Raw genomic sequence first — 23,975 nt, forward strand, 5'->3', positions numbered from 1 at the left:
CTGGAAGCCCAGCTGCGAATTGGGTTGCGCCGATGTCGTAATTTGCCTTAGCTGCCAGCAACGGAGCGTGCAGAGGCGGAATGCTGTCTTCAATTCCGCACTCCTTTGCCGCCTGTCGTCATTTTCGAAGCCGATGTCGCTTTACAACCAAACGCCGCGCGCCGGCGATGTTTAAATGCCTTTCAAGAAAATCTCCTGACGGAGAGGGAGTGAAGCTCCGGCGGCTCCCGCCTTCGACCAAGCGGCGGGCCCACTATACGAGGATGTGCAGATGGATATTCGCAGCAACGTATTGCGGCAACTCAAGACCCGGCGGGAAGGCTTCAGCCTCGAGCAGCCCTTCTATATCGACGAAGATTATTTCAAGCTCGATATGGAAATGATCTACTATCGCGATTGGCTGTTCATGGGCCACGACTGTGAACTGCCGAAGGCCGGTGCCTATTTCACGGTGCAGATCGGCGAATACCCTGTTGTCATCGTTCGCGGCCGCGACAACGTCATCCGTGCCTTCCACAACAGCTGTCGCCATCGCGGCTCGCGTGTCTGCACGAAGGAGCACGGTTCCTCGGTTCGCCTCGTTTGCCCCTATCATCAGTGGACCTACGACCTCGATGGCAAGCTTGCTTTCGCGCGCCATATGGGTGACGATTTCGACAAGACCGGCTACGGCCTGAAGCCCGTTCATTGCGAGAGCTTCGGCGGATACATCTTCATCTGTCTCGCCCAGAATGCGCCGGACTTCCAGCCCGTCCGCGACATGGTGGCGCCCTACATGGTGCCGCATCACCTGAGCGACGCGAAGGTGGCCTTCCAGAGCACGATCATCGAGAAGGGCAACTGGAAGCTCGTCTGGGAGAACAACCGTGAGTGCTATCACTGCGCGGCCAACCATCCGGAGCTTTGCCGCACGTACCCGGAAGCGCCGAGCGTCACGGGCACGGATGGCGGCGCTGACGATCCCGAGATCGCGGGTCACTGGGCACGCTGCGAGGCGGCCGGATTGCCAAGCAAGTTCCAGATTTCTCCCGATGGTCAGTTCCGCACGGCCCGCATGCCATTGATCGAGGACGCCGAGAGCTACACCATGTCCGGCAAGAGCGCCGTCAAGCGGTCGTTGTCAGACGACGTGACGATCGATCGCATCGGCACGATGCTGCTCTTCCATTATCCGACGACGTGGAACCACATTCTCGGCGACCATGCGATCTCGTTCCGCGTGCTGCCGCTCAGCGCCAACGAGACGGCAGTCACGACGAAGTGGCTTGTGCACAAGGATGCCGTCGAAGGCGTCGACTACGATCTCGCCGAGCTCACCCACGTCTGGACCGAAACCAACGACCAGGACCGCCGTATCGTCGAGGAGAACGCCTTCGGTATTCACTCGCCGGCATATGAGCCCGGCCCCTATTCGATGCTGCACGAAGGCGGCGTCATGCAATTCCTCGAATGGTACTCAAACTTCATGGTCAATCGCCTGCAAAGCGATCAAGCGAAGCTCTCCGTCGTCGCCTGACCTGAGAAACCTACCTCCCGAGTGACCTCGTCTCCCGAGAGGCGGGGTCTTTTTTTGCACAGGGCTCCTCAGAAGTCGCGACGGGTACGGGCCACGTCGCTCTGCGGTATCGAGGAGGTGACGATGGGGTCCGGCACAACAGGTACGGGGGCCGCCGGGCCTTGGGCGGGTCTTCCGCGCGGCTCCATCTCCATCTTGGCAAGGATGAGCGGCGGGTCGGGCTCGTGCGCAGGCAGAAGATTGCCCCGAGCCCACACCTTTGCGAGCTCGGCCCGGTTCATCGGCGCGACGTTGACATCGATATCGGTCAGGGTGCCGGGGACGCGATAAGGGCAGCGGCGCTTGCTGCAGTTCATTCCGGACGAGAACTGCCACATCAGGTAGTTATCCCAGTTTCCCATCGGGAACACGCCCTTCACGTCGGGCTTGTAGCGCGCATACCAGATTGGCAGCCGCGCCAGCACCGGGTAGTCGTTGCGGTAGGCGGCGATGTAGCGGGCGGTATTGTGATTGGTGTAAAGAACGGGATAGCGTCCGGTCCGCGCCCTGATATGGCCCGCGAATATCTGCGCGTCCTCCAGCGACATGAACTTCTGCGGATCGATGCCCTCGAGGTCGAGGATCATCATCTCGTCGTCCTTGGGATCGGCGTAATCGAGGAAATGGTTGGCTTGGTCGACCGGGTTGCCCGGCCGTGCAAGGTGATAGGAGCCCCACAGCAGGCCGGCCGCCCGGGCAACAAGCCGCCGCGTCTGGAAGAGTTCGCGGCTCACCGCATATTTGCGCCACATGGTCTTGCAGTGCGCGACCGTGTCCCCGGCATGATCGCCGGTGCAGGAGAAGCTCTCCGGAAGTCCGTCGGAGGCCTTCGAGATGAAGGCGGTTATGCGCTTGTCGGAAAGCAGAGAATTCCAATCGATCGTATTCAATTCGTATGCGTCGACGACGAGCGCGTTGTTGGGATTCTTCCAGGGGAGAGTGTCCGTTGCCGCAGCCTGAGTGACAGCGCCGGCGGCAAGCGCTGGAACCATCAGGCGAAGCAGAAGATTTCTCCAGGATTGCTTCATGGAAAGAGCCTGGTGAAAGTCGGTTAATGTCGGGTTAATCCGCGATCGCTTAAAAACGGAAAGTCGCGAGAACGGCATGAAAACGGATCATTGGAACGTTTTCCTAGCCTTCGCGTTATCATGCGCGCGTATTCCAGCCTGGCAATGGAGATTCCATGACGGGATTTTTTAAGAAGATAGCGATTGCCGCCGTTTCCTTCGTCACGTTGGCAAGTGGCTTTACGCCCTCGCAGGCGATGCAGAGGCAGGCCCTGCCGCATGTCGAAAAATCTGGTGACGTCCAGAACGTCCAGTATTGCCGTGGTCCCTATTGCCGCCTTCCCGGTTATCGCCCGGGAAATCGGCCTGGCTACTATCCCGGCTATCGCCCTGGTTATTATCCAAGGTATCGCCCAGCCTATCGTCCTGGCTGGTATGGTGGCTACCGCGGCTATCCCTCTTATCGAAGCGGCTACCGCTACTACAACGGATACTGGTTCCCGCTCGCTGCCTTCGGAGCCGGCGCGGTGATCGGTGGCGCCATCGCCTCGCAGCCGCCCTATGTCGCTCCGGCGGCTCCGCTTGGGTCGGGCCATGTGGCCTGGTGCGAAGCGCGCTATCGCTCCTATCGCGCCTACGACAATACCTTCCAGCCGTACAACGGCCCACGCCAACAGTGCGTTTCACCGTACTACTGAGGGAAACTGGCTTACGTCTCAAGGCCCGGCAGAAATACCGGGCTTTCTCCATTCAGAGGATGCGAACGCGCTTCAGCAGCCACCATGCCAGCAGGATCGACGCGATGATGAGGGCAACGGCATATTCCGTGCCGCCGCTCCCTTCGGCAAAAGGCAGGTTGGCCGTATTCATACCGAAGAACCCCGTCACCAGGGTCGGCGGCAACAGGAAGGCTGTCATGATCGACAGAATGTAGAGGTGTCGGTTCGTCTCGGAAGACAGTTTCGAGTCGATCTCCTCATGCAAAAGCCGCGCGCGGTCCTGCAGTGCGTAAATGTCGTGATCGACCGTTTCAAGGCGGCCTGTCAGTCGTCCGGCGACGTCCTCGAAGCCGAAGGGCATTTCGTCATCATGCGAGGCGGCCGCGCGCCGCATCAAAGCGAGCACGGTCCGCAGATGTCGGTGGAGCTTGACGACCGTGCGCCTGACTGGCGCCAGCCGCCGACGTTCGTCGCGAGGCGTCGTGTCGTAAACGAAGTCCTCGATAACATTGAGCTCGTCCGTCATCTCCATGACGATGGAGATCAGCGTCCGCTGGAATTCGATCATCAGGGTCTCAAACAAGTCGACGGGCCGTTCGAACTTTGCCGGGTTCTTCTCGATGAGCGCGCGAGCGCGTTCGACGCTGCGTAGCGGCTGCAGCCGTGTGGTGATGATGAAGCGATCGGATATGGCAAAATGCAGCCAGCCGAGATCAGCGGTCTCGTGATCGAACTCGCGTTGGCAATCGACAAGCGTGCCGTAGAGCATCTGTTCGTCAACGGTAATTGCTGCATGCGTGTCGCGTGTGATCAGTGCGGCCTTCGCATCGTCGTTCAGGCCCTCGATGCTGTCGAGCAGGCCGGGTACCCGGGCATCGGCAAGACTGAGATGCAGCCAGAAGAAGCCGCTGCCGTTCGTCAGTTCGGCTTGCGGCGCGCTGTTTGCAAGGCGAGTCGCCTTGCCGCCATCCTGCCGAAAGCGGTAGGCCCACACGAGTCCCGGTATGTTGGCGGGCAGGGTATCCATAATGCGCCGGTCCTCTTGCGATGGCGGTCTGTGTCCTTAGAGATTCTCTATGACGGTTGATTGTGCAAGTGCGTAATAACGAAGAGAACTCGTCCTTCCGCCACTTTTAGAGAGAAAGTTTGAAATTGACGTTTACGTAAAAATCAATTAGCTCTGCCCGTGGAGGTGCCGAAGGGCGTTGTCGCTCGACGGCTTGTGATGCGAGGAGATCACGAATGTACAAGGCGCCCGTCGAGGAGATCGCGTTCACGCTGAAGCATGTCGCCGGTTTGGGCAGCGCAATGGAGGCCGGCTTGCTTGGCGATCTCGGCGAGGATCTCGTCGATGCCATCCTTCATGAAGCCGGACGATTCGCCACGGACGAAGTGGCGCCGCTCGCCGAGATCGGCGACCGTCAGGGTTCGCGCCTCGTGGATGGCAACGTGGTGACGCCCGACGGTTGGCGGGATCTCTATAAGAACTGGATCGCTGGCGGCTGGAATGGCCTAACCGCACCTGAGGAGTTCGGCGGGCAGGGGCTGCCCCATATGTTGAATGTCGCCGCGCTCGAGATGTGGAACTCTGGTTCGATGGCATTCGCGCTCTGCCCGACGCTCACCATGGGGGCGATCGAGGCCATCAACATCCATGCCTCCGACGAACTCAAGAGTACCTACCTCGCAAAACTTGTCTCCGGCGAATGGACCGGCACGATGAACCTGACGGAGCCGCACGCCGGCTCCGACCTCGGTGTGCTCAAGACGCGCGCCGAACGCCACGATGACGGCACCTACCGCATCTTCGGCCAGAAGATCTTCATCACCTGGGGCGAACACGACGCCGCCGACAACATCGTTCACTTGGTGCTTGCCCGCCTGCCAGATGCACCGGCCGGAACGCGCGGGATCTCGCTGTTCCTGGTGCCGAAATTCCTCGTCTATCCGGACGGATCGCTCGGTGCCCGCAACGATCTGTTTGCGCATTCGCTGGAGCACAAGTTCGGCATCCACGCCTCGCCCACATGCACCATGATCTATGGTGACGGCAAGTTTGGCGAGGAGCAGGGTGCGATCGGCTGGCTGGTCGGCGAGGAGAACAAGGGCCTCGCCTGCATGTTCACGATGATGAACAACGCCCGCCTTGCCGTCGGCATGCAGGGCGTTGCGATCGCCGAGGCGGCGACGCAGAAGGCAACGGCCTATGCGAAGGAGCGCACCCAGGGCAAGGCGCCGCGCTGGACGGGCGGCGGGATGAGCCCGATCATCGAGCATCCCGATGTTACCCGCATGCTCCTGACCATGAAGGCGCTGACACAGGGCGCACGCGCGATTTCCTACGCCTGCGCGCATGCCATCGACATGTCGCATCGCGCAGCAGACCGCCTAAAGCATTGGCAGGAACGCGCTTCGCTGCTGACACCGATCGCCAAGTCCTTTTCCACCGATGTCGGCGTCGACGTTGCCTCGCTCGGCATTCAGGTCCACGGCGGCATGGGCTTCATCGAGGAAACGGGCGCTGCGCGTTACCTGCGCGATGCGCGCATCGCACCGATTTACGAGGGCACGAACGGCATCCAGGCAATCGATCTCGTCACCCGCAAATTGACGCTAGCGAATGGCGAGCAGGTGCACGGGTTCATCGCTGAGCTGAAGCAGATCGCCGATCAGGTCCGCCATTCCAACCTCGATGGCTTTGGCGCGACGGCAAACCGGCTCGACGCGGCCATTACCGACCTCGGCGAAGCGACAGACTGGCTGCTGGCGCAGGTCCGCGACGGCAAGACCACCGAGGCGCTGGCCGGCGCGACACCCTATCAGCGCCTTTTCGGCCTTGTCCTGACAGGTTGCTACCTCGCCAAGGGCGGGCTCGCGCAGGCGCCGGACGGTGGCGTTGGGGGCCGCATCGCGCTCTGCCGCTTTGCTGCGGAGAATCTTCTTTCAGAAGTTACGGCGCTGAAGGACTGCGTCATCACAGGTGCTGCAAGCCTTGCGGCCGCCAAAATCGTTCTCGCCTGAGGAACCATCATGACAGAGCACGTCATCGTCGACCAGGATGCAACCCATCCCGGCATCCAGATCATCCGTTTCAACAGGCCGGAAAAGAAGAATGCGATCACCCGTGCGATGTATCGGACGATGACGGACGCGCTGATCGCCGCCGATGGCGACACGGCGATCCGGGCGACAGCCTTTCTCGGCACCGAAGGCTGCTTTTCCGCGGGCAACGACCTGGGTGACTTCCTGGCCGCGGCCATGGGGGGCGCCATGCCGCGGGAGATCGTCGAGTTCCTCTATGCCATGGTCCGCTCTGAAAAACCGATCGTCTCCGGCGTGGACGGGTTGGCGATCGGCATTGGAACCACCATGCATATGCATTGCGACCTGACCATCGCTTCAACGCGCAGCCAATTTCGGACACCGTTCGTCGATCTGGCGCTCGTTCCGGAGGCGGCGTCCAGCCTGCTTGCGCCGCGCATCATGGGACACCAGCGCGCCTTCGCGCTGCTGGCAGCCGGCGAGGGGTTCTCGGGCGAGGAAGCACGGGAAGCGGGACTTGTCTGGAAGGTCTGCGCGCCCGATGAGGTCGACTCCACGACACTCGCCACCGCCGCCAAGCTCGCGGCCAAGCCGCCGGAAGCGCTGAAGATCGCGCGCAACCTGATCCGCGGCGACCGCGATGAGGTTATTGCCCGCATCGATGATGAGGCGCGCCATTTCTTCGATCGCCTGCATAGCGCCGAAGCGAGGGCCGCCTTCGAAGCCTTCATGCGCCGCTGACGTGGAATATTTGAACTTCGTCAAATTTTGAGCCTGTTTTAAACGCCCCTCTAATATTAGGGGCATGACGGCGCGCGATGTCGCGGTCGTCCTGGCGCATGAGGCGCTTTGTCCCGCTTTGCCCATAGCCCGCCGCATCGAGTGGCCCGTGTTCGTCAAGCACTGCGCGGACTGCTCCCGAAAGGAAATAATCCTTGAAAAAGAAGACGAATTTGATGACGCGCATCCTCGTTGCCGCGTCCGCCGTTGTTCTCGGGGCTTTCGCCGCCTTTTCCTATTACATCAATTCCGTCGAGCGAAGCACCGCGACGGCCGCGATCGAAGCCAACATCAGCTCTTCCGGCGAGCAGGCCGCCAATAGTCTTGCCAACTGGATGAACGGCCGTGTGACGCTGACGGCAATGGTTGCAAACGCCATCGGCCGCACTGCTGACCAGCCGGGCGTCAAGGGAGTGCTGCAGAACGATGTCCTTCGCAGCCAGTTCGTCAGCACCTATCTCGGCGATGAGAAGGGCGTCTTCACGTCCTGGCCGGATCTTCCGCTGCCAGCTGACTACGATCCGCGCAAGCGTCCATGGTATCAGGATGCCGTCAAGGCCAATGCCCCTGTCTTGACCGAACCCTACAACGACGCGTCGAGCGGTGACCTCATTATCAGCGCGGCCATTCCGGTCAAACGCGACGGCAAGTTGGCCGGCGTCGTCGGCAGCGACTTCTCGCTGGAGACCATGGTGGACATGATCAAGGAGATCGACCTCACGGTCTGCGTGGTTTGCCGAGGGGTGGTTAATTCCATTGTTGGCAGCGCGGTCAACACGATGGATCAGGGGACGCAGCAGAATGCGGCCATGGTCGAGGAACAGACGGCACCAAGCCACGGGCTGGCGGCTGCCGACGATGATTAAAAGTACTACTTTTAATCAAATCTTACGGATCTTCGTCTCTAGTGAGATCCAATGCATGACGCAGGACGGCTATCGTCCGTACCGTTCTCCCCGACACCATCAAGGCGAGTGACTGCGCGGGCGATCGATCCTGATCGGTTGCGCCTTGTCACTTTAGCCGTATGAGACCGCCCCCATGTCCAAACTGAAGATAAAAACGCTCCTTCCACTTCTCTTTCTGTCTCTTGTTTTCATTGCCTTGGTACAGGGTGCGGTCGCGGCCTTCTCGTTGACCAATCTGGAGGCGAACACCCGGCAGATCGGCGCGCAGAACATCCCGAACACGGAGCGGCTTTACGCGATCGTCACGACGCTGAACGATGTTCGCCGCAGCTACGCTGACTATCTCCTTGCAACGGGCAAGACGGACTTCCGTAACGCCGAGACGACGCTGAAGACCCGCCGTGAGCGCCTCGCCACGGCCATCGACGCCTTCGAAAAGCAGCCGAAGAGCGACTATATGAGCCAGAACTTCGGCCGGCTGCAGAAGGCGCTCGCCAACGATGCTACGCTCGCCGACAAGATCATCGCGCTGGCGCTCGACAGCAAGCGCAGCCAGGCAAACAGCCTCTTTCGCGGCGAACTTTCGATGTCCGCGAACAACATTCAGACCCTCGTCGACGGAATGCTCGCAAAGGACCGGCAGTCGACCGATGCGGCGCTCGCTGCCGCAGCCGGCAATTATAACGCAGGCGTCCTGTCGATCGTCGGTGGCCTCGTCGTCGCGCTCGCCGTCGCCGTCGCTGCTGCCTTCCTCGCGTGGAAGCGCATTTCGCGGCCGATCTCGACGATCGCAGGCCGCATGGCGCGTCTGGCAGACGGCGATCTCGACACCGCCGTCCCTTACGCCGGGCGCAAGGATGAGATTGGCGACATGGCGGCTGCCGTTGGCGTCTTCCGCGACAACTCCTTCGCACGCCTCGACCTCGAACGCAGTGCAGACCATACCCGAGAGCAAGCTCAGCAGGAGCGTTCTCGCAACGAAGCCTCGAAGGCCCGCGAAGCGTCAGAAATCCAGCATGCCGTGGGTGCGCTTGCCGAAGCGCTGGGCGCGCTCTCGGAAGGCGATCTCACTCGGACGATCGAGACATCATTTGCCGATCACCTTGATCGGCTGCGCAGCGATTTCAATGCCTCCGTCGCCAAGTTGCGGGCCGTCCTTCAGGAGGTCGGCGACAATGCTCATGCGATTGACGCGGGCGCCGGAGAAATCCGCACGGCCGCGGACGGTCTTGCCCGGCGCACAGAGCAGCAGGCTGCCTCAATCGAGGAAACGGCAGCCGCACTCGAGGAGATTACGACGACGGTCAAGGACACGGCGCGGCGCGCTGAGGAGGCCGGCACGCTTGTCACTCGTACGCGCTCGGGCGCCGAAGAGTCGGGCAACATCGTCCGCAAGGCGGTTTCGGCGATGACCGAGATCGAACAGTCTTCCGAAAAAATTGCCAATATCATCAGTGTCATCGACGACATCGCCTTCCAGACGAACCTTCTGGCACTGAACGCCGGCGTAGAGGCTGCGCGTGCCGGTGAAGCTGGCAAGGGCTTTGCCGTGGTGGCTCAGGAAGTGCGCGAACTGGCGCAGCGTTCGGCTCAGGCCGCGAAGGAAATCGAAAGCCTGATCACCGCATCGAACGCACAGGTTCGCTCCGGCGTGACGCTGGTCGGCAATACCGGCAAGGCGCTCGAGGCGATCGTCGGCCAGGTTCAGGAAATCAGCCGTCACGTCGATGCCATCGTCACGGCAACTCGCGAGCAATCGACCGGCCTTGCCGAGATCAACACAGCGGTTAACACGATGGACCAGGGGACGCAGCAGAATGCCGCCATGGTCGAGGAGCAGACGGCAGCGAGCCATGGGCTGGCCCAAGAAGCTGCCAAGCTGATGCAGTTGCTTAGCCAGTTCAACCTGCAGACCGCATCGCAGGCTGCAGCATCATACGGCCGTCGCGCCGCCTGATTTGCGACCGATGCATCAAGTCAGAACGCCCGCGCTCGTCGCGGGCGTTTTTGGTTTGGAAGATCGCCTCTACTTTTCCAGCGTCGCGACGACTTCGACGTGCGGCGTCCACAGGAACTGATCGATCGGCGTCACACCGGTAATGCGATAGCCTCCCCCGACGAGAAGAGCGAGATCGCGAGCGAGCGTCAGCGGATTGCAGCTGACGGCCACGACTTTCTTGACGTTCGAACGCGCCAATTCCTTGCATTGAAACTCGGCCCCGGCACGCGGCGGATCGAAGACCACGGCGTCGTAGACCTTCAGCTCGGACGTCATCAGCGGCCGGCGGAAAAGGTCCCGTTTTTCGACGCTAACCGGTTTCAGGCCCTGCGTGTTGCGGGCGGCATGATCGAGCGCTACGAGAGGTTTATCCTCGCTCTCGACCGCGTGCACGCGACCGACCCGGGCAAGGCGGAGCGAAAATGTGCCTGCACCGGCAAAGAGATCAGCGATGCGCTTCGCCTTGCCGACATGTGCCAGAAGGACTTCCGCCATTGCGTCTTCCGCCGGCTTGGTCGCCTGCGTGAAACTGCCGGGCGGAGGAACGACATGGACGCCGCCGAAATCGACGAGCGGCTTGGATGGTTCGACGAGAATCTCGCCGTTGAGCGAGACGCGGGCGATGCCACGCAAGGAAAGCACCGTCTCGATTGCCTTGCGACGCTGCTGGTCTGAGAGGTTCTTGATGCCGTCGACCGCAAGATCGAGGCCCGACAACGTCTCCAATACGGCAATGCGGAACGCTTCCGCGCTATTGGCCAGCGCCGCACCAATCGCCGTGATCGCCGGCAGCCTGGCAATGATGCCCGCCGACGAGATGGGACATTCCTCGATGGCGACGATGTGGTGGCTTTCGGCCTGATTGAAGCCGATCAGCATGTCCTTCTCGGTCCGCCGCGCGGCGAAGACCACGCGCCGGCGCTCGCCGGGATGAGCGGCGACGAGGTCGGCGACCTCGGGCGTCAGTCCCTTCGATTTCAGCGCATCGACAACCAGCTGACGCTTGAAGCTGCGGTAGGCCGCATCATTCATGTGCTGCAGGCTGCAGCCGCCGCAGGTGCCGTTCAATCCGTCGGGTCCGAAATGCCGGCAAGGTGGGTCTTGGCGATCGGCTGATGGGTCCGAGATGGACATCAGCGTGCCATGGGTCTTGATCCGCGCAATGGCGACGGTTTCACCCGGCAGGGTGAAGGGCACGTAGATCGGCCCACCGTCTGCATGCACGATCCCGTCGCCTTGGGCGCCGAGCTTTTCGATCATAACTGTTTGCGTGCTCACGGTTTTGTTCCTGCGAGTAGAAATTCCTGGTTGCCGTCGCCGCCGGCAATCGGGGAGGGGATCAGTCCGAGGCTCTCCCAGCCCATGTCCTCGACGAACCAATGCTCGAGTTCGGCTGCGACATCAGGCGCAGACGACGGATCCTTGAGAAGCCCGCCCTTGCCGATCGCATCGCGCCCGGCCTCGAACTGCGGCTTGACGAGGAGAGCGGCGACGGCTCCCGCTTCCGCAAGATCAAGGGCAGGGGCCAGCGCCAGTTTCAGCGAGATAAACGAGACGTCCGACACAATGAAGGTGATCGGGTGCCCGATATCCTCGGCCGTCAGGTTGCGCGCGTTCAGACCCTCGATGTTGGTCACACGGGGATCGTTCGATATGCGCGGATGCATCTGGCCATGCCCGACGTCGATCGCGGTGACCTGCGCCGCACCGCGCGCCAGCAGGACTTCCGTGAAGCCGCCGGTCGAAGCGCCGACATCGAGACAGCGATGCCCCGACGGATCGAGCTTGAAATGATCCAGCGCGACGGCGAGCTTCAACGCTGCGCGCGAGACATATTCCTGCGCCGGATCGTCGATCTCGATTGCGGCATCTTCGCCAAACAGCGCGCCGGCCTTGGCCACGACCTTGCCACCGACTTTGACGGTGCCGCGCTGCACGGCATCGCGCGCGCGGGAGCGGCTGGCGAAGAGACCAAGGCTGACGAGAAGCTGGTCGAGGCGTTGCGTGTTCTGATCTGACATGCGCTGTCCATGACGGGCAACGCCATCGGTTGCAAGCCTTTTGTTGCAAGTGGGCGCGAGGCCTAGTTCCAAGAATTCGTCCCGAGATCTCTCTTGCCGACTATTACTTCGACTGACTTCGGTCCGGTTTTGACCCACGTCTCGCAGATTTCCCTGCCGGCGTCGCGGCCACCCTTCCAGGTTCGACAGAATTTGTCCTTCTTGACTGCCCAGACGCCTTCGATCGGAATCACTTGGCCGCTGTCGAGCTTTACCTGTCCCATTGCTGTCCCGTTGGCGTCGAGCGTAAGGCTGCCCGCGTATCCTTTGCCGGGACCGCCCAACATCAGCTCCTTGCCTTGACCAAGAAGCGCAGTCAATTCCTTGCCTGTCATCTTTTCTGCGGCTGCCGCGGGACTGCAAATCGCGAGCGTCGTTGCGAGTGCGCCAATGACAACACGCATGGCATCCCTCCCTTTCTGATGATGTGCCAATGTACACCTCAGACAAGAAAAGTGAAGATAGAAATGCACGCTTAAGGTTGAGAATGCGGCGTCGTTGCGACGATGCTGCGTCGCACAAACTTAAACAAATTTAAAGTCTGCCGTCATAGGGTCAGGCAGATTGCAGCGGCTCGCCGAAGCTGCTTCCCGCCATGATGGCTTCCTCCCATTTGCTGATCATGTTCGCTATCCGAGGAGCGTGCATTGGCATGCCCGACTTCCCCATGGCCGCAGGCCGCCAGGAGAGATTGACTGATGTTTGCTAGAAACATGTCCTTGAACGGTAAGCTCGCTACGACATTCGCAGTGCTGATCCTTATCTTTCTGTCCGTTTCCGCCTTTGTCTACTCGAAAGCAGGCGCCGTCGCGGCCGCCTCCGAGCAGCAGAAGAAGTCCGAGCGTCTGGTCAACCAGATCGACGACGCGCTGCAGGCCATGCTCGAACAGGCGGTGAACCTGCGCGGCTTCCTGTTGTTCCGTAGCGACAGCACCTATGGTGACATCTTTGCCAACCGCGAGCGCATGCTGAAGGCGATCGCGGCTGCACGTGAAACCGCAGCCGGCAACAGTGATTTCATCCAGCAGATCGACGGTATGCAGAGGGCCGCCGATCTCTATTTCCACGAGCTTGCCGAACCGCAGTCCAAGGCTCGCAAGGAAACCGACATGCCGATCGACCAGATCGTCAAGATCGGCGTCAACCAAACAAAGGGCCAGCTCGACGGGTTCCGTCAGGCGTCCGCCAAGATCAAGGCTGCCGCGCGCGACGAGTCGAACGCGCTTGCGGCTCTGCAGGCAGATGCCAGCAGCGATCTCCGTGCCACGCTGCTGACCGGCGGCATCGCAGCCGCTTTTGCCGCCGTCCTTCTTGCCTGGATGCTGTCGCGCAGCATCGTCCGCCCGATCGTCGGCATGACCTCGGCGATGGGACGCCTTGCCGGCGGTGAGAACAACATCGACGTCCCGGCCCTGCACCGGCAGGACGAAGTCGGCCGCATGGCCCAGTCGGTTCTCGTTTTCAAGGATGCGGCAATCGAGAAGCTTCGCCTCTCCGACGAAACAGACCGCATGCGTAGCGACGCCGAGCATCAGCGTCAGGCGGGCGACGAACAGAAGGCCCGCGAGGAAACAGAACTTCGCTTTGCCATCGAAGGCCTCGCAGGCGGTCTGTCGGATCTCGCCAACGGCAACGTCGCCGTTCGCATCACGACGCCCTTCGCATCGCAATTCGATCGCCTGCGCAGCGACTTCAACAACGCCGTCGAGAAGCTGCAGGGTGCTCTTCAATCCGTCGGCCGCAATGCTTCCGCGATCAATGCCGGCGCTGGCGAAATCCGCTCGGCTGCCGACGATCTCGCCCGTCGGACCGAGCAGCAGGCGGCCGCCGTCGAGGAAACTGCAGCAGCCCTCGAAGAGGTCACAACCACCGTTCGCGACTCCGCCAAGCGGGCCGAGGATGTCGGCCAGCTGGTCGAGCGCACGCGTCTCGGCGCCGAGAAGTCCGGTGATGTCGTCCGCAAGGCCGTCTCTGCGATGCAGGAGATCGAAAAGTCCTCCGGTGAGATCAGCAATATCATCGGCGTGATCGACGACATTGCCTTCCAGACTAACCTCTTGGCGCTGAATGCAGGGGTCGAAGCGGCACGTGCCGGTGAGGCGGGTAAGGGCTTTGCCGTCGTCGCGCAGGAAGTACGCGAACTGGCGCAGCGCTCGGCAAATGCGGCCAAGGAGATCAAGGCGCTGATCAACACGTCGGGCACGCAGGTCAATGCCGGCGTCTCGCTGGTCGATGAAACCGGCAAGGCGCTGGCCGAGATCGTCGGCGCCGTCCAGGAAATCAACAAGCACGTCGGCGCCATCGTCACCGCGACCCGCGAACAGTCGATCGGTCTGCAGGAGATCAACACTGCGGTCAATAACATGGATCAGGGCACGCAGCAGAATGCTGCGATGGTCGAGGAGCAGACGGCGGCCAGCCATTCGCTCGCTCAGGAGGCCGGCGCGCTCGACGATCTGCTGCGGCAGTTCAATCTCGGCAACAATGTCGTCGCCGCAACCCCCCGCGCAGCTTCGGCCCGCCCGGCATCGCGTCCGGTCGCCTCTCCGGCCCGCGCCTTGAACAATCGTGTCGCCAGCGCCTTCGGGGGCCAGGCGGCAACCGCCGCAGCCGTCAAGGAAGACTGGACCGAGTTCTGAGACACGGGCTCATCATTGAACGAATAAGAAAGGGCGGTCCAATCGGGTCGCCCTTTCCAATTGGGTGTAAGACACACCCCGCGACACGCTCACCATCTAGCCGGCCGCCACTTCACGCCAACAAAGATGCAGGAATTTAGCCTGCGACGCCGACAGCCAGGCCGCGGCCAAGCGCCTTGAAGACCGTCGAAACGATCCCCGCACGATCCAGCCCCGCGTGGGCGTTCATCACTTCCGGCTTTGCCTGTTCCATCCATACGTCGGGCATGACAAGCGATCGGATCTTCAGGCCGTTGTCGAGGAGACCGTCCATCGCCAGGAACTGCATGACCTGGCTGCCGAAGCCGCCGACTGCACCTTCCTCGACGGTGATCAGGATTTCGTGGTGGCGGGCAAGCTGGCGGATCAGTTCGTGATCCAGCGGTTTGGCAAAGCGCGCATCGGCAACCGTCGTCGAAAGGCCGGCGGCATCCAGATCCTCTGCCGCAAGCAGACAGTCGGCAAGGCGGGTGCCGAAGGAAAGCAGCGCCACCTTCGCGCCTTCCTTGACGACGCGGCCCTTGCCGATCTGCAGGATCTCGCCACGTACCGGCATCTCGACGCCGACGCCTTCGCCGCGTGGGTAGCGGAACGAGATCGGACCTGCATCATAGGCGGCTGCGGTTCGCACCATATGTTTCAGTTCGGCTTCGTCTGCCGCCGCCATGACCACAAAGCCGGGCAGGGTGGCAAGGAAGGTCGTGTCAAAGGATCCGGCATGGGTCGGCCCATCGGCGCCGACGAAGCCAGCGCGATCGATCGGGAAGCGAACCGGCAGACCCTGGATCGCAACGTCGTGCACGACCTGGTCGTATGCGCGCTGCAGGAAGGTGGAATAGAGAGCGGCAAACGGCTTGAAGCCTTCAGCGGCGAGGCCAGCCGCAAAGGTCACCGCATGTTGCTCGGCAATCCCGACATCGAAGCAACGGGACGGGAAGACGCTTGCGAGCTTGTCGAGCCCGGTGCCGTTCGGCATGGCGGCGGTGATGCCGACGATCTTGTCGTCGAGCTCTGCTTCCTGCACCAGGGTCTCGGCGAAAACGCTCGTGTAGCTCGGTGCGTTCGGCTTCACCTTCGCCTGCGTACCGGTGATGACGTCGAACTTGTTGACGCCGTGATATTTGTCGGCAGCGGCTTCCGCCGGCGCGTAGCCCTTGCCCTTCTGCGTCACGACATGGATCAGAACCGGGCCTTCCGCATGGTCGCGCACATTGCGCAGCACAGGCAGCAGGTGCTCGAAGGAGTGACCGTCGATCGGGCCGATATGATAGAAGCCCATCTCCTCGAACATGGTGCCGCCGGTTACATAGCCGCGGGCATGCTCGACGGCGCGGGTGATGGCGCGATCGACATTCTTGCCGAGGTAGGCTGTCAGTTTCTTGCCGAAATCGCGGAAACCCATATAGGTGCGGCCGGAGGCAAGGCGTGCAAGATAGGCGCTCATCGCACCGGTCGGCGGCGCGATCGACATGTCGTTGTCGTTGAGGATGACGATCAGCCGGGCGTCGAGCGCGCCGGCATTGTTCAACGCCTCGTAGGCCATCCCGGCCGACATCGCGCCGTCGCCGATCACGGCGATCACGCGGCGGTCCGTCTTGTCGAGCTCGGAGGCAACCGCCATGCCGAGGCCGGCGGAAATCGAGGTGGAAGAATGAGCGGCCCCAAACGGATCGTATTCGCTTTCCGCGCGGCGCGTGAAACCGGAAAGGCCGCCCTCCTGACGCAACGTGCGAATGCGATCGCGGCGGCCGGTAAGAATCTTGTGCGGATAGCACTGGTGCCCGACATCGAAGATCAGCCGATCTTCCGGCGTATTGAAGACGCTGTGGATCGCGATCGTGAGTTCAACCACCCCAAGGCCGGCGCCAAGATGGCCGCCGGTGCGCGACACCGCATCGATCATTTCGTCCCGGACCTCGCGCGCAAGCTGCGGCAGGTCGCGATCCTCCAGCTTTCGGAGGTCGGCTGGATAGGCAACCTTGTCCAGCAGCGGCGTCTTCGGCGGTTGTGTCACGGGTGGGCGCTCTTTCTTGTCATTCTTGGGCAGGATGCCTTTAAGCCATAAATTGCGGTGAAAAAAGTCGATTTCAAGAACGGCGGAAACTCCTTTCTAAAGGAGATCAGCCTTCCGGCAAAGGTATGAATTCTTCTTCATCCCCCGGAACGATGTCGAACCTGCCGGTCCGCCATTCCTCTTTTGCCTTTTCAATGCGCTCTTTCGAGGACGAAACGAAGTTCCACCAGATGTAGCGCTTCGAGTTCAGCGCGGCTCCGCCAAACAGCATGAGATGACAGCCCTGGCTGCCGGCTTCGAGCGTGATGGCATCGCCGGGCCGGAAGACGAGCAGCTGATCGGCGGCAAATGTGTCGCCTGATATCACGACTTCGCCGGACAGCACGTAGGCCGCCCGCTCCTCGTGTCCCGCAGCGAAGGGAAACGTCACTCCTGCCTCGAGACTGATATCGGCATAGAGCGTGTCCGACAACACCTTCACCGGGGAGGACATTCCCTCGAACGTTCCGATGACGACACGCCCGCGCACGCCGCGTTCGTCGATCACGGGCATGTCGCTCTTTTCAGTGTGCGCAAAGGAGGGATCGATCTCCTCCTTGTCGTCGGGCAGCGCGAGCCAGGTCTGCAAGCCGGACATCAACAGCGGATGGCCCCGCAGGTTGTCGGGCGTGCGCTCGGAATGCACGATGCCGCGTCCTGCCGTCATCAGGTTGATGTCGCCGGGACGAATGACCTTCTCGGTGCCGAGGCTGTCCAGGTGCCGGATCTCGCCGTCGAAGAGATAGGTGACCGTCGAAAGCCCGATATGCGGATGCGGCCGCACATCCAGTGCCTCGTTCGGCTTGAGGATCGCCGGCCCCATGCGGTCGAAGAAAATGAACGGCCCGACGAGCCGCCGCTGTCGCGTCGGCAGCGCGCGCCGCACCTCGAAACCGCCGATATCGCTGGTGCGCGGGATGATGAGGTTCTCGATCGCGTCGCAGCCGAAGGCGTCGCCGGGCAGGGGGTCTTTACCGGGGAAGAAGGACATCGCAGATCTCCGATGAGCGTTGCGTCTACGCTAGACCCATTGCGGATGGCGGACTAGGAAAACTTGTGGCCCGAAGGGCGACGCTCTGTTCTTCAGGATGATGGTCGTGCTGACGATGGCTTACGCCCCGTCCAGCGGCTCGACGCCTTGTGGCTTGCCGGCGCGGTCAAGGCGGATCTTTTCGATGCGGTTTTCGGCGGCCGAGAGCAGCGTTTCGCAATGCTTCTTCAGCGCTTCGCCGCGCTCGTAGATCTCGATGGATTCGTCCAGCGCCACGTCGCCGCGTTCCAGCCGGGCCACGATGCTTTCGAGTTCGGCAACCGCCGTCTCGAAGGAAAGACCGGAAACCTCCGGCTTGGCGCTGTCAGTCATACTCAACCCTTCATCATTCTAAGAATGTGCAACCCGGCCGATTCGGCGAGGCCTTCGAGATCATAGCCGCCTTCCAGCAGGCTGACGACCCGGTTCGCGGCACTTTTGTCGGCCACCTCGAGCAAGCGCCCGGTCGCCCAGTCGAAATCCTCGCCGACCAGATTGATCTGCGCCAGCGGATCGCGGTGATGCGCGTCGAAGCCGGCGGAGATGATGATCAAGTCCGGCCGGAAATCGAACAGCGCCGGCAGCACGCGCGATTTGAATGCTTCGCGGAAATGATCGCTACCGACATTCGGAGACAATGGCGCGTTGACAATCGTCCCGTGCTTGCCGCTTTCATCCTTCGCCCCGCTGCCGGGATAAAGCGGCATCTGGTGCGTCGAGCAGAACAGCACCGAGGGATCGTCCCAGAAGATGTCCTGGGTGCCGTTGCCGTGATGCACGTCCCAGTCGACGATCGCCACGCGTTCAGCGCCGTGCGCCTTCTGCGCATGACGGGCGGCAATGGCGGCATTGTTGAAGAAGCAGAACCCCATCGCCGTCGATTTTTCGGCATGGTGGCCGGGCGGACGCGAGGCGACGAAGACGTTGTCCGCCTTGCCGGTGAAGACGTCGTCGACAGCGGCCATGGCGCCGCCGATTGCCGTCAGCGCCGCTTCCAGACTTTTCTGGCTCGCATAGGTGTCGGCTTCGAGCTGATTGATCTCGCCATCCTCTTGCGGCACCTGGCGCATGACCGAAAGCAGGTGCTCTTCCGGATGGGCGAGCAGAACGGCCTCCTCTGCGGCCTGCGGCGCACGCTTGCGGTCGAGCGATGCGAAATTCGGATGCTCCAGAGCCACGTTGATCGCCCGCAGACGGTCGGACCGTTCGGGATGGCCGGCGGGCGTTACGTGTTCCAGGAAGATCGGGTGCTCGTAAAGGCGGGTGCTCATGGGATCACTCTATCGTTCCGTCCCGTCATGATCCACAGCAGATGGGGCTCGACGCTGCGATTTCAACAAGCGGGCGCCGCTGCCACCGCGTCAGTCCGCCGTTTACTTCGGTCGACCTCGCCGCTAGTGTCTGGAGAGGGGAAAATTGGCAGAAAGATCAATGAACGAGGTCACGCGCACCGTTGAAATGAATGTGCCGTTCCGCGACGTCGACATGAACGGCCAGGTATTTTTGGGTTCCTATATTTCCTATGCCGAGTCCGTGCTGGCAACCTTCTGGTCGTCGAGGCCGCAGCTCGAGGATGAGCCGCTTTATATCGCCAGCAAGCTGACCTGCATCCTGCATCGGCCGCTGCATTATGATGAGAGAGTGGTGTTCACTGCGTCGGTCGACAAGATCGGCGTGCGTTCGGTTGGCTTCATTATTGCGGCCGACATTGGCGATGAGCGCTCTGCCGAGGTCGAGATCATCTTGCAGGCGCGCTCGCGCGAAGATCGTTCGCCAGTCCCGCTTCCCGAAGACACGCGCGACTGGCTTTATGGCTTTGTCGACTAGCTGCGCACCGGCAGCAGCGGATAGCCGACCATCACTGCGCGGCCCACGAGTGCTGCGACAAACGCCTTGATGACATCACCCGGGATAAACGCCATCGAGCCAAGGAAGGCCTTGGAGAGGCCAAGCTGGGCGGCGACGGCCAAATAGACGATGCCGAAGGCGTAGAGAACCACGATTCCGCCGATCATCGCCGCAAAGAAAAAGCCGACTGTTTGCACCAGCGCTGACTGCTCGGACTTGACCAGCCGCTCGCTGAGATAGCCGGTGACGAAAGCGGCAAACACCCAGCCGATGAGGTAGCCGGTGGTCGGTGCGGCGAAGGCGGCAAGCCCGCCGCGGCCGCCGGACAGGACCGGAAGGCCGATCGCGACAAGCACCAGCACGATCAGGACAGCGATCGTGCCGCGGCGTGCGCCGAGTACGACGCCTGCCATCATCACGCCGAGCGATTGCGCCGTGATCGGCACCGGAATGAAGCCGAGTGTGATCGGCGGAAGAATGCCGAGCGCGACGATGATTGCCGCAAAGAGGGCGGAGAGAACGAGGTCGCGGGTGTTCATGCAGGGCTCCTGTTAGCGAGTTCTCAAATTGACATGCCGCCGAACGCCGCGCGCGTCAATCGCCGCGGCAATGTTATCCGCATCCCTCAGTGTCAGGATGATCAGCGGTACGAGCACTGTTGTCGGCCTTACCTTGAGGCCGCGCGCGGCGTGCGCTTCGCGGATAGCCTGGTAACGGCCAAGAATCTCTGGAACAAAGCGGACGACGAGCCCGACAGCGAGCCCGACGTCGTCGGCCTGCACCACGCCGATGCTCTCTAATGGTCGAGCGAGCTGCGTAATCTCATCGATGAATTGCGCGATCGTCGTCGTCGCCGTGACCGTGGCGGCAAACAGCATCAAGGCGGTCAGCCGCAGCAATGCGACGACCGCAACATGCCAGGGATTGAAGGCAAGACTGAACAGCGCAACGACGAGGATGGTCAGGAATATCGGCTTTAGCCGCGCAAGCGCTGACCGCGCCGGGAGGCCGATGCTGAAGTAGATCGTGGCCGCTACGACGACGGCTATAGCAAGCAGCAGAAGGTTCGCCGAAACGAACAGCATGACGCCGAGAGTGGCGAGCGCAAGCAGCTTGGCGCGAGCCGACATGCGGTGCATGGCGCTATTGCCTTCGACGAAGAGCGACTTCATCAGCTGGCGATCTCCTTGTAGCGGCGGATCGCTTCTGCGGCAGCTGTGTCGGCAACAAGGCTGCCCTCATGGAAAACCAGCACGCGCTCGTAATCCGCAACCAATTCCAGATCGTGACTGATGACGATTGCGCTTTCAGGAAGGCTTTCAACCAGTTTTTGCACGAGGGCGCGGTTCTTGAGGTCCAGCTGGTTGGTCGGCTCATCCAGGATAAGAATGTCGGGTCCGGTGGCCAGCACCGAGCACAGTGCCGCAAGTTGAAGCTCCCCGCCGGAAAGCTCGTGGGCCCGGCGGTCGGCGAGATGGGCGGCGCCAAAGCGCTCTAGGACTGCCTCCACCTTCGCGGTGATTTCTGCCGGCTTGTAGCCGCGGCTCTTCAGTCCGAAGGCAATGTCGTCACGCACGATAGGCAGGATGATCTGGTTTTGCGGGGACTGGAAGATGAAGCCGACATCGGTAAGGACCGCCATCGCGTTGGCTGTGTCACGGCCGTTGACGACGACGCGTCCGACACTCGGCTTGGTCAGGCCGTTGATCAGACGCGCAAAGGTCGTCTTGCCCGAGCCGTTCAGGCCGATGATGCCGACGCGCTTTTCTGTGAGCTGGAGCGTCACCGGTGCCAGGGCGACGCGCGCACCATAGTTGACCCCTGCGCCTTCGAAACGGATATCCACTTGGTCCCTCGTGAATGAAGAGGCCGTTCTATAATGAATTTCGCGCTTTGAAAGCTCAAAATCTCGCAATGAATGCCGCTTGCTCTTACCTGACTGCTCGCGCAAACTTACCGGGTGGCTAGGAACATTTTCCGTCCTATGATGCGCACATGACGAATCTCATTTTGAATTCCGATGCCCGCCGCATATTTCTCGCCAAGCAGGGTCTGAGCGCGCCGCCGAACAAGGCGCTGACGAAGGCCGGACTGCTGCAGCTCATCCACGATCTCGGCTTTGTCCAGGTCGACAGCATCCAGACGGTGGAGCGGGCGCACCACCAGATCCTGTTTTCCCGCAACCAGACCTACAAGCGCGAGCACCTGACGGCGCTGCTTGAGAAGGAGGGCTCGCTTTTCGAACACTGGACGCATGATGCCTCGATCCTGCCGAGCGCCTTCTTCCGCTACTGGAAGCACAAGTTCCGCCACGAGGAAGAGGTGATTATCGAGCGTTGGCGTAAATGGCGAGGGGAGGGCTTCGAGCACGCCTTCGATGAGACGTATGAGCGGGTCCTTCGTGACGGCGCGATCATGGCCCGCGAGATCAAGGCCGATGGGCACGCCTCCGGCGGCTGGTGGAACTGGCATCCGAACAAGACGGCGCTGGAATATTTCTGGCGAACCGGCAAGTTCGCCATCGCCGGACGCTCCAATTTCCAGAAGATCTATGATCTCGTCGAACGCGTCATTCCTGTCGAATTTCATGAACCCGAGGTCAGCCACGAAGAATTTGTCGACTGGGCCTGCCGCAGCGCGCTGACGCGACTGGGCTTTGCCACGCACGGCGAGATCGCTGCTTTCTGGGATTTGTTATCGCCCGACGAAGCGAAAGCCTGGGTGAACACGCATCGCGGCGACCTCGCCGAGGTACTGATCGAACCGGCGCTCGGCGGCAAGCCGCGGGCGTCCTGGGCGTTCCCCGATTTGCTCGCGAGCCTTTCGGACTTTCCAGAGGCCCCGCCGCGGGTTCGCGTGCTCAGCCCTTTCGATCCGATGATCCGCGACCGCAATCGCACCGAACGCCTCTTCGGCTTCTTCTATCGCATCGAGGTTTTTGTGCCCGAGCCGAAGCGCGAATACGGCTATTACGTCTTTCCGCTCCTTGAAGGCGACAAGCTGATCGGGCGCATCGACATGAAAGCCGACCGCAAGAACGCAAGCCTTGACGTCAAGCGTCTATGGCTGGAGCCTGGAGTGCGCGCATCGACCGGGCGGTTGGACCGGCTCGACGCAGAGCTGCAGCGCCTCGCGCGCTTCTCCGGTCTCGAGAAGATCACTTATCTCGACGGTTGGCGCGCTTAATAGATCTCGGTCTTGCTGATCTTGATGCCGAAGCCTTCGAGGCCGACATAGTGGCGCTCGCGGCTGGTCAGCAGCCGGATCGAGGATACGCCGAGGTCCTTGAGGATCTGCGCGCCGAGACCGATTTCCAGCCATTCGCTGTCACGGATCTTTGCCTCGACATGTGCTTCCCGGCCCTGGCTGCGCGACTTGCGGCCGCTATCGGAATGACCGACGCCGACAGATCCTTCGCGCAGATAGACGATGATCCCACGGCCTTCGTCGGCGATCTTCTTCATGTAATGGTCGACTGGGCGGCGCTTGCCGAAAAGGTCCTCGGCGACGTTCTCCGGATGCAGACGCACCGGAATGTCGATGCCGTCGCGAATGTCGCCGAAAACGACGGCGAGGTGCTGCATCGTATCCCAGGGAAGCGAATAGGTATGTGCCTTGGCCTTGCCGAAGGGCGTTTCGATATCGAAACTCTGACCGAGTTCGATCAGTGTTTCCTTGCGTTGGCGATAGGCAATTAGATCGGCCACCGACACGAGCTTCAAGCCGTTCGTCTCCGCGAATTCGACCACCTGCGGTCCGCGCGTGACAGTGCCGTCATCATTGACGAGCTCGCAGATCACGCCAATCGGCGGAAGCCCGGCAAGCTTGCAGAGATCGACGGCGGCTTCGGTGTGGCCCGAGCGCATGAGCACGCCGCCTTCGCGCGCGACAAGTGGAAAGATGTGGCCCGGACGCACAAAGTCGCTGGCGCCGACATTAGGGTTGGCCAGGTTGCGAACGGTCAGCGTCCGGTCATCGGCGGAAATGCCCGTCGTCGTGCCGTGCTTGAAATCGACCGAAACGGTGAAGGCCGTCGTGTGAGCCGAGTCGTTTTCAGCAACCATCGCATTAAGGTTGAGCCGGCGGGCTTCTTCCTTCGGCATCGGCGTGCAGACGATGCCGGAGGTATGGCGAACGATGAAGGCCATCTTCTCCGCGGTGCAGTGGACAGCCGCAACGATCAGGTCGCCTTCGTTCTCGCGGTCGTTGTCATCCATCACCACGACGATTTCGCCGGCCTCGAAGGCTCGGATCGCATCGACGACGCGCTTCTGATCGTAAGGCATGTCAGTGTTC

22 protein-coding genes and 1 pseudogene are annotated in these 23,975 nt (G+C 61.5%); 9 read left to right on the forward strand and 14 right to left on the reverse strand.

The features are described 5' to 3' along the window. Positions 1–271 precede the first annotated feature (271 nt). Positions 272–1,516: an aromatic ring-hydroxylating oxygenase subunit alpha gene (locus LPU83_RS43310; protein ID WP_024314273.1), complete on the forward strand. Its 1,245-nt coding sequence runs from the start codon at positions 272–274 to the stop codon at positions 1,514–1,516. 68 nt (positions 1,517–1,584) lie between these two features. Here the strand turns inward: LPU83_RS43310 and LPU83_RS43315 are convergent, their stop codons facing one another. Next, positions 1,585–2,547: a glycoside hydrolase family 25 protein gene (locus LPU83_RS43315; RefSeq protein ID WP_024314272.1), complete on the reverse strand. Its 963-nt coding sequence runs from the start codon at positions 2,545–2,547 to the stop codon at positions 1,585–1,587. A gap of 191 nt (positions 2,548–2,738) precedes the next feature. On the opposite strand from LPU83_RS43315, the gene LPU83_RS43320 reads away from it, so the two are divergent. Then, positions 2,739–3,260 (forward strand): BA14K family protein, encoded by a 522-nt coding sequence (locus LPU83_RS43320; RefSeq protein WP_024314271.1) that lies wholly within the window; start codon positions 2,739–2,741, stop codon positions 3,258–3,260. 52 nt (positions 3,261–3,312) lie between these two features. Here the strand turns inward: LPU83_RS43320 and LPU83_RS43325 are convergent, their stop codons facing one another. Beyond that, a complete protein-coding gene (locus tag LPU83_RS43325; RefSeq protein ID WP_024314270.1) occupies positions 3,313–4,308 on the reverse strand; it encodes a transporter in 996 nt (331 codons plus the stop codon). 215 nt (positions 4,309–4,523) lie between these two features. Between LPU83_RS43325 and LPU83_RS43330 the strand changes: the two genes are divergently transcribed. Then, positions 4,524–6,302 carry an acyl-CoA dehydrogenase family protein gene (locus LPU83_RS43330; protein WP_024314269.1) on the forward strand — a complete coding sequence of 593 codons (1,779 nt, stop codon included), beginning with the start codon at positions 4,524–4,526 and terminating at the stop codon, positions 6,300–6,302. 9 nt (positions 6,303–6,311) lie between these two features. Beyond that, positions 6,312–7,064 carry a crotonase/enoyl-CoA hydratase family protein gene (locus LPU83_RS43335; protein WP_024314268.1) on the forward strand — a complete coding sequence of 251 codons (753 nt, stop codon included), beginning with the start codon at positions 6,312–6,314 and terminating at the stop codon, positions 7,062–7,064. Here LPU83_RS43335 and LPU83_RS43340 read toward each other — a convergent pair. Then, on the reverse strand, positions 7,051–7,290 hold the full coding sequence (locus tag LPU83_RS43340; RefSeq protein ID WP_141652550.1) for a hypothetical protein: 240 nt from the start codon (positions 7,288–7,290) through the stop codon (positions 7,051–7,053). The genes LPU83_RS43335 and LPU83_RS43340 overlap by 14 nt on opposite strands. Between LPU83_RS43340 and LPU83_RS43345 the strand changes: the two are divergent. Both LPU83_RS43345 and LPU83_RS43350 read left to right on the forward strand, forming a co-directional pair. Beyond that, positions 7,259–7,822: pseudogene (locus LPU83_RS43345) on the forward strand (cache domain-containing protein); the annotation flags it as partial. The gene LPU83_RS43340 and the pseudogene LPU83_RS43345 sit on opposite strands and share 32 nt — an antisense overlap. Positions 7,823–8,144: 322 nt before the next feature. Continuing rightward, positions 8,145–9,968 carry a HAMP domain-containing methyl-accepting chemotaxis protein gene (locus LPU83_RS43350; protein ID WP_024314266.1) on the forward strand — a complete coding sequence of 608 codons (1,824 nt, stop codon included), beginning with the start codon at positions 8,145–8,147 and terminating at the stop codon, positions 9,966–9,968. 69 nt (positions 9,969–10,037) lie between these two features. Here the strand turns inward: LPU83_RS43350 and LPU83_RS43355 are convergent, their stop codons facing one another. The 3 genes from LPU83_RS43355 to LPU83_RS43365 all read right to left on the reverse strand — a co-directional run bounded on the left by LPU83_RS43355 (position 10,038) and on the right by LPU83_RS43365 (position 12,474). Then, positions 10,038–11,288 carry a class I SAM-dependent RNA methyltransferase gene (locus tag LPU83_RS43355; protein ID WP_024314265.1) on the reverse strand — a complete coding sequence of 417 codons (1,251 nt, stop codon included), beginning with the start codon at positions 11,286–11,288 and terminating at the stop codon, positions 10,038–10,040. Continuing rightward, positions 11,285–12,031, reverse strand: a complete 747-nt coding sequence (locus LPU83_RS43360; RefSeq protein ID WP_037069108.1) for a TlyA family RNA methyltransferase — start codon at positions 12,029–12,031, stop codon at positions 11,285–11,287. Before LPU83_RS43360 ends, LPU83_RS43355 begins: the two co-directional genes overlap by 4 nt. Before the next feature lie 62 nt (positions 12,032–12,093). Next, complete coding sequence (locus LPU83_RS43365; RefSeq protein ID WP_024314263.1) at positions 12,094–12,474, reverse strand: hypothetical protein; 381 nt, start codon at positions 12,472–12,474, stop codon at positions 12,094–12,096. A 294-nt stretch (positions 12,475–12,768) separates the two neighbouring features. On the opposite strand from LPU83_RS43365, the gene LPU83_RS43370 reads away from it, so the two are divergent. Next, complete coding sequence (locus LPU83_RS43370; protein WP_024314262.1) at positions 12,769–14,709, forward strand: methyl-accepting chemotaxis protein; 1,941 nt, start codon at positions 12,769–12,771, stop codon at positions 14,707–14,709. A gap of 136 nt (positions 14,710–14,845) precedes the next feature. Here LPU83_RS43370 and dxs read toward each other — a convergent pair whose 3' ends face one another. From dxs to LPU83_RS43390, 4 genes are all read right to left on the reverse strand, one after another. Continuing rightward, complete coding sequence (dxs, locus tag LPU83_RS43375) at positions 14,846–16,762, reverse strand: 1-deoxy-D-xylulose-5-phosphate synthase (RefSeq protein WP_024314261.1); 1,917 nt, start codon at positions 16,760–16,762, stop codon at positions 14,846–14,848. Between the two features lie 106 nt (positions 16,763–16,868). After that, positions 16,869–17,792: a pirin family protein gene (locus LPU83_RS43380; RefSeq protein WP_024314260.1), complete on the reverse strand. Its 924-nt coding sequence runs from the start codon at positions 17,790–17,792 to the stop codon at positions 16,869–16,871. 120 nt (positions 17,793–17,912) lie between these two features. Next, positions 17,913–18,164, reverse strand: a complete 252-nt coding sequence (locus LPU83_RS43385; RefSeq protein WP_024314259.1) for an exodeoxyribonuclease VII small subunit — start codon at positions 18,162–18,164, stop codon at positions 17,913–17,915. A 2-nt stretch (positions 18,165–18,166) separates the two neighbouring features. Next, entirely contained in the window at positions 18,167–19,102 is a 936-nt protein-coding gene (locus LPU83_RS43390) for a histone deacetylase family protein (protein ID WP_024314258.1), read from the reverse strand. 160 nt (positions 19,103–19,262) lie between these two features. Between LPU83_RS43390 and LPU83_RS43395 the strand changes: the two genes are divergently transcribed. Beyond that, complete coding sequence (locus LPU83_RS43395) at positions 19,263–19,658, forward strand: acyl-CoA thioesterase (RefSeq protein WP_024314257.1); 396 nt, start codon at positions 19,263–19,265, stop codon at positions 19,656–19,658. Here LPU83_RS43395 and LPU83_RS43400 read toward each other — a convergent pair. From LPU83_RS43400 to LPU83_RS43410, 3 genes are read right to left on the reverse strand one after another with little or no spacing between them, the layout of a single operon-like run. Further along, positions 19,655–20,218, reverse strand: coding sequence for a biotin transporter BioY (locus tag LPU83_RS43400; protein ID WP_024314256.1), 564 nt, complete (start codon positions 20,216–20,218; stop codon positions 19,655–19,657). The two genes, LPU83_RS43395 and LPU83_RS43400, sit on opposite strands and share 4 nt — an antisense overlap. A gap of 12 nt (positions 20,219–20,230) precedes the next feature. Then, positions 20,231–20,851: an energy-coupling factor transporter transmembrane component T family protein gene (locus tag LPU83_RS43405; RefSeq protein WP_024314255.1), complete on the reverse strand. Its 621-nt coding sequence runs from the start codon at positions 20,849–20,851 to the stop codon at positions 20,231–20,233. Next, complete coding sequence (locus LPU83_RS43410; RefSeq protein ID WP_024314254.1) at positions 20,851–21,525, reverse strand: energy-coupling factor ABC transporter ATP-binding protein; 675 nt, start codon at positions 21,523–21,525, stop codon at positions 20,851–20,853. Before LPU83_RS43410 ends, LPU83_RS43405 begins: the two co-directional genes overlap by 1 nt. A 149-nt stretch (positions 21,526–21,674) precedes the next feature. Between LPU83_RS43410 and LPU83_RS43415 the strand changes: the two genes are divergently transcribed. Beyond that, positions 21,675–22,865, forward strand: a complete 1,191-nt coding sequence (locus tag LPU83_RS43415; protein WP_024314253.1) for a winged helix-turn-helix domain-containing protein — start codon at positions 21,675–21,677, stop codon at positions 22,863–22,865. Here LPU83_RS43415 and ribB read toward each other — a convergent pair. Further along, positions 22,862–23,965, reverse strand: coding sequence for a 3,4-dihydroxy-2-butanone-4-phosphate synthase (ribB, locus tag LPU83_RS43420; protein ID WP_024314252.1), 1,104 nt, complete (start codon positions 23,963–23,965; stop codon positions 22,862–22,864). The genes LPU83_RS43415 and ribB overlap by 4 nt on opposite strands. Positions 23,966–23,975: the final 10 nt, after the last annotated feature.

This window comes from Rhizobium favelukesii (assembly GCF_000577275.2).
Taxonomy (GTDB): Bacteria; Pseudomonadota; Alphaproteobacteria; order Rhizobiales; family Rhizobiaceae; genus Rhizobium; species Rhizobium favelukesii.

Coding starts and splice junctions, on each gene's coding strand:
- LPU83_RS43310 (WP_024314273.1), top strand. CDS start 272: ATGGATATTCGCAGCAACGTATTGCGGCAACTCAAGACCCGGCGGGAA.
- LPU83_RS43315 (WP_024314272.1), bottom strand. CDS start 2,547: ATGGTTCCAGCGCTTGCCGCCGGCGCTGTCACTCAGGCTGCGGCAACG.
- LPU83_RS43320 (WP_024314271.1), top strand. CDS start 2,739: ATGACGGGATTTTTTAAGAAGATAGCGATTGCCGCCGTTTCCTTCGTC.
- LPU83_RS43325 (WP_024314270.1), bottom strand. CDS start 4,308: ATGGATACCCTGCCCGCCAACATACCGGGACTCGTGTGGGCCTACCGC.
- LPU83_RS43330 (WP_024314269.1), top strand. CDS start 4,524: ATGTACAAGGCGCCCGTCGAGGAGATCGCGTTCACGCTGAAGCATGTC.
- LPU83_RS43335 (WP_024314268.1), top strand. CDS start 6,312: ATGACAGAGCACGTCATCGTCGACCAGGATGCAACCCATCCCGGCATC.
- LPU83_RS43340 (WP_141652550.1), bottom strand. CDS start 7,290: ATGCGCGTCATCAAATTCGTCTTCTTTTTCAAGGATTATTTCCTTTCG.
- LPU83_RS43350 (WP_024314266.1), top strand. CDS start 8,145: ATGTCCAAACTGAAGATAAAAACGCTCCTTCCACTTCTCTTTCTGTCT.
- LPU83_RS43360 (WP_037069108.1), bottom strand. CDS start 12,031: ATGTCAGATCAGAACACGCAACGCCTCGACCAGCTTCTCGTCAGCCTT.
- LPU83_RS43365 (WP_024314263.1), bottom strand. CDS start 12,474: ATGCGTGTTGTCATTGGCGCACTCGCAACGACGCTCGCGATTTGCAGT.
- LPU83_RS43370 (WP_024314262.1), top strand. CDS start 12,769: ATGTTTGCTAGAAACATGTCCTTGAACGGTAAGCTCGCTACGACATTC.
- LPU83_RS43380 (WP_024314260.1), bottom strand. CDS start 17,792: ATGTCCTTCTTCCCCGGTAAAGACCCCCTGCCCGGCGACGCCTTCGGC.
- LPU83_RS43385 (WP_024314259.1), bottom strand. CDS start 18,164: ATGACTGACAGCGCCAAGCCGGAGGTTTCCGGTCTTTCCTTCGAGACG.
- LPU83_RS43390 (WP_024314258.1), bottom strand. CDS start 19,102: ATGAGCACCCGCCTTTACGAGCACCCGATCTTCCTGGAACACGTAACG.
- LPU83_RS43395 (WP_024314257.1), top strand. CDS start 19,263: ATGAACGAGGTCACGCGCACCGTTGAAATGAATGTGCCGTTCCGCGAC.
- LPU83_RS43400 (WP_024314256.1), bottom strand. CDS start 20,218: ATGAACACCCGCGACCTCGTTCTCTCCGCCCTCTTTGCGGCAATCATC.
- LPU83_RS43405 (WP_024314255.1), bottom strand. CDS start 20,851: ATGAAGTCGCTCTTCGTCGAAGGCAATAGCGCCATGCACCGCATGTCG.
- LPU83_RS43415 (WP_024314253.1), top strand. CDS start 21,675: ATGACGAATCTCATTTTGAATTCCGATGCCCGCCGCATATTTCTCGCC.
- ribB (WP_024314252.1), bottom strand. CDS start 23,965: ATGCCTTACGATCAGAAGCGCGTCGTCGATGCGATCCGAGCCTTCGAG.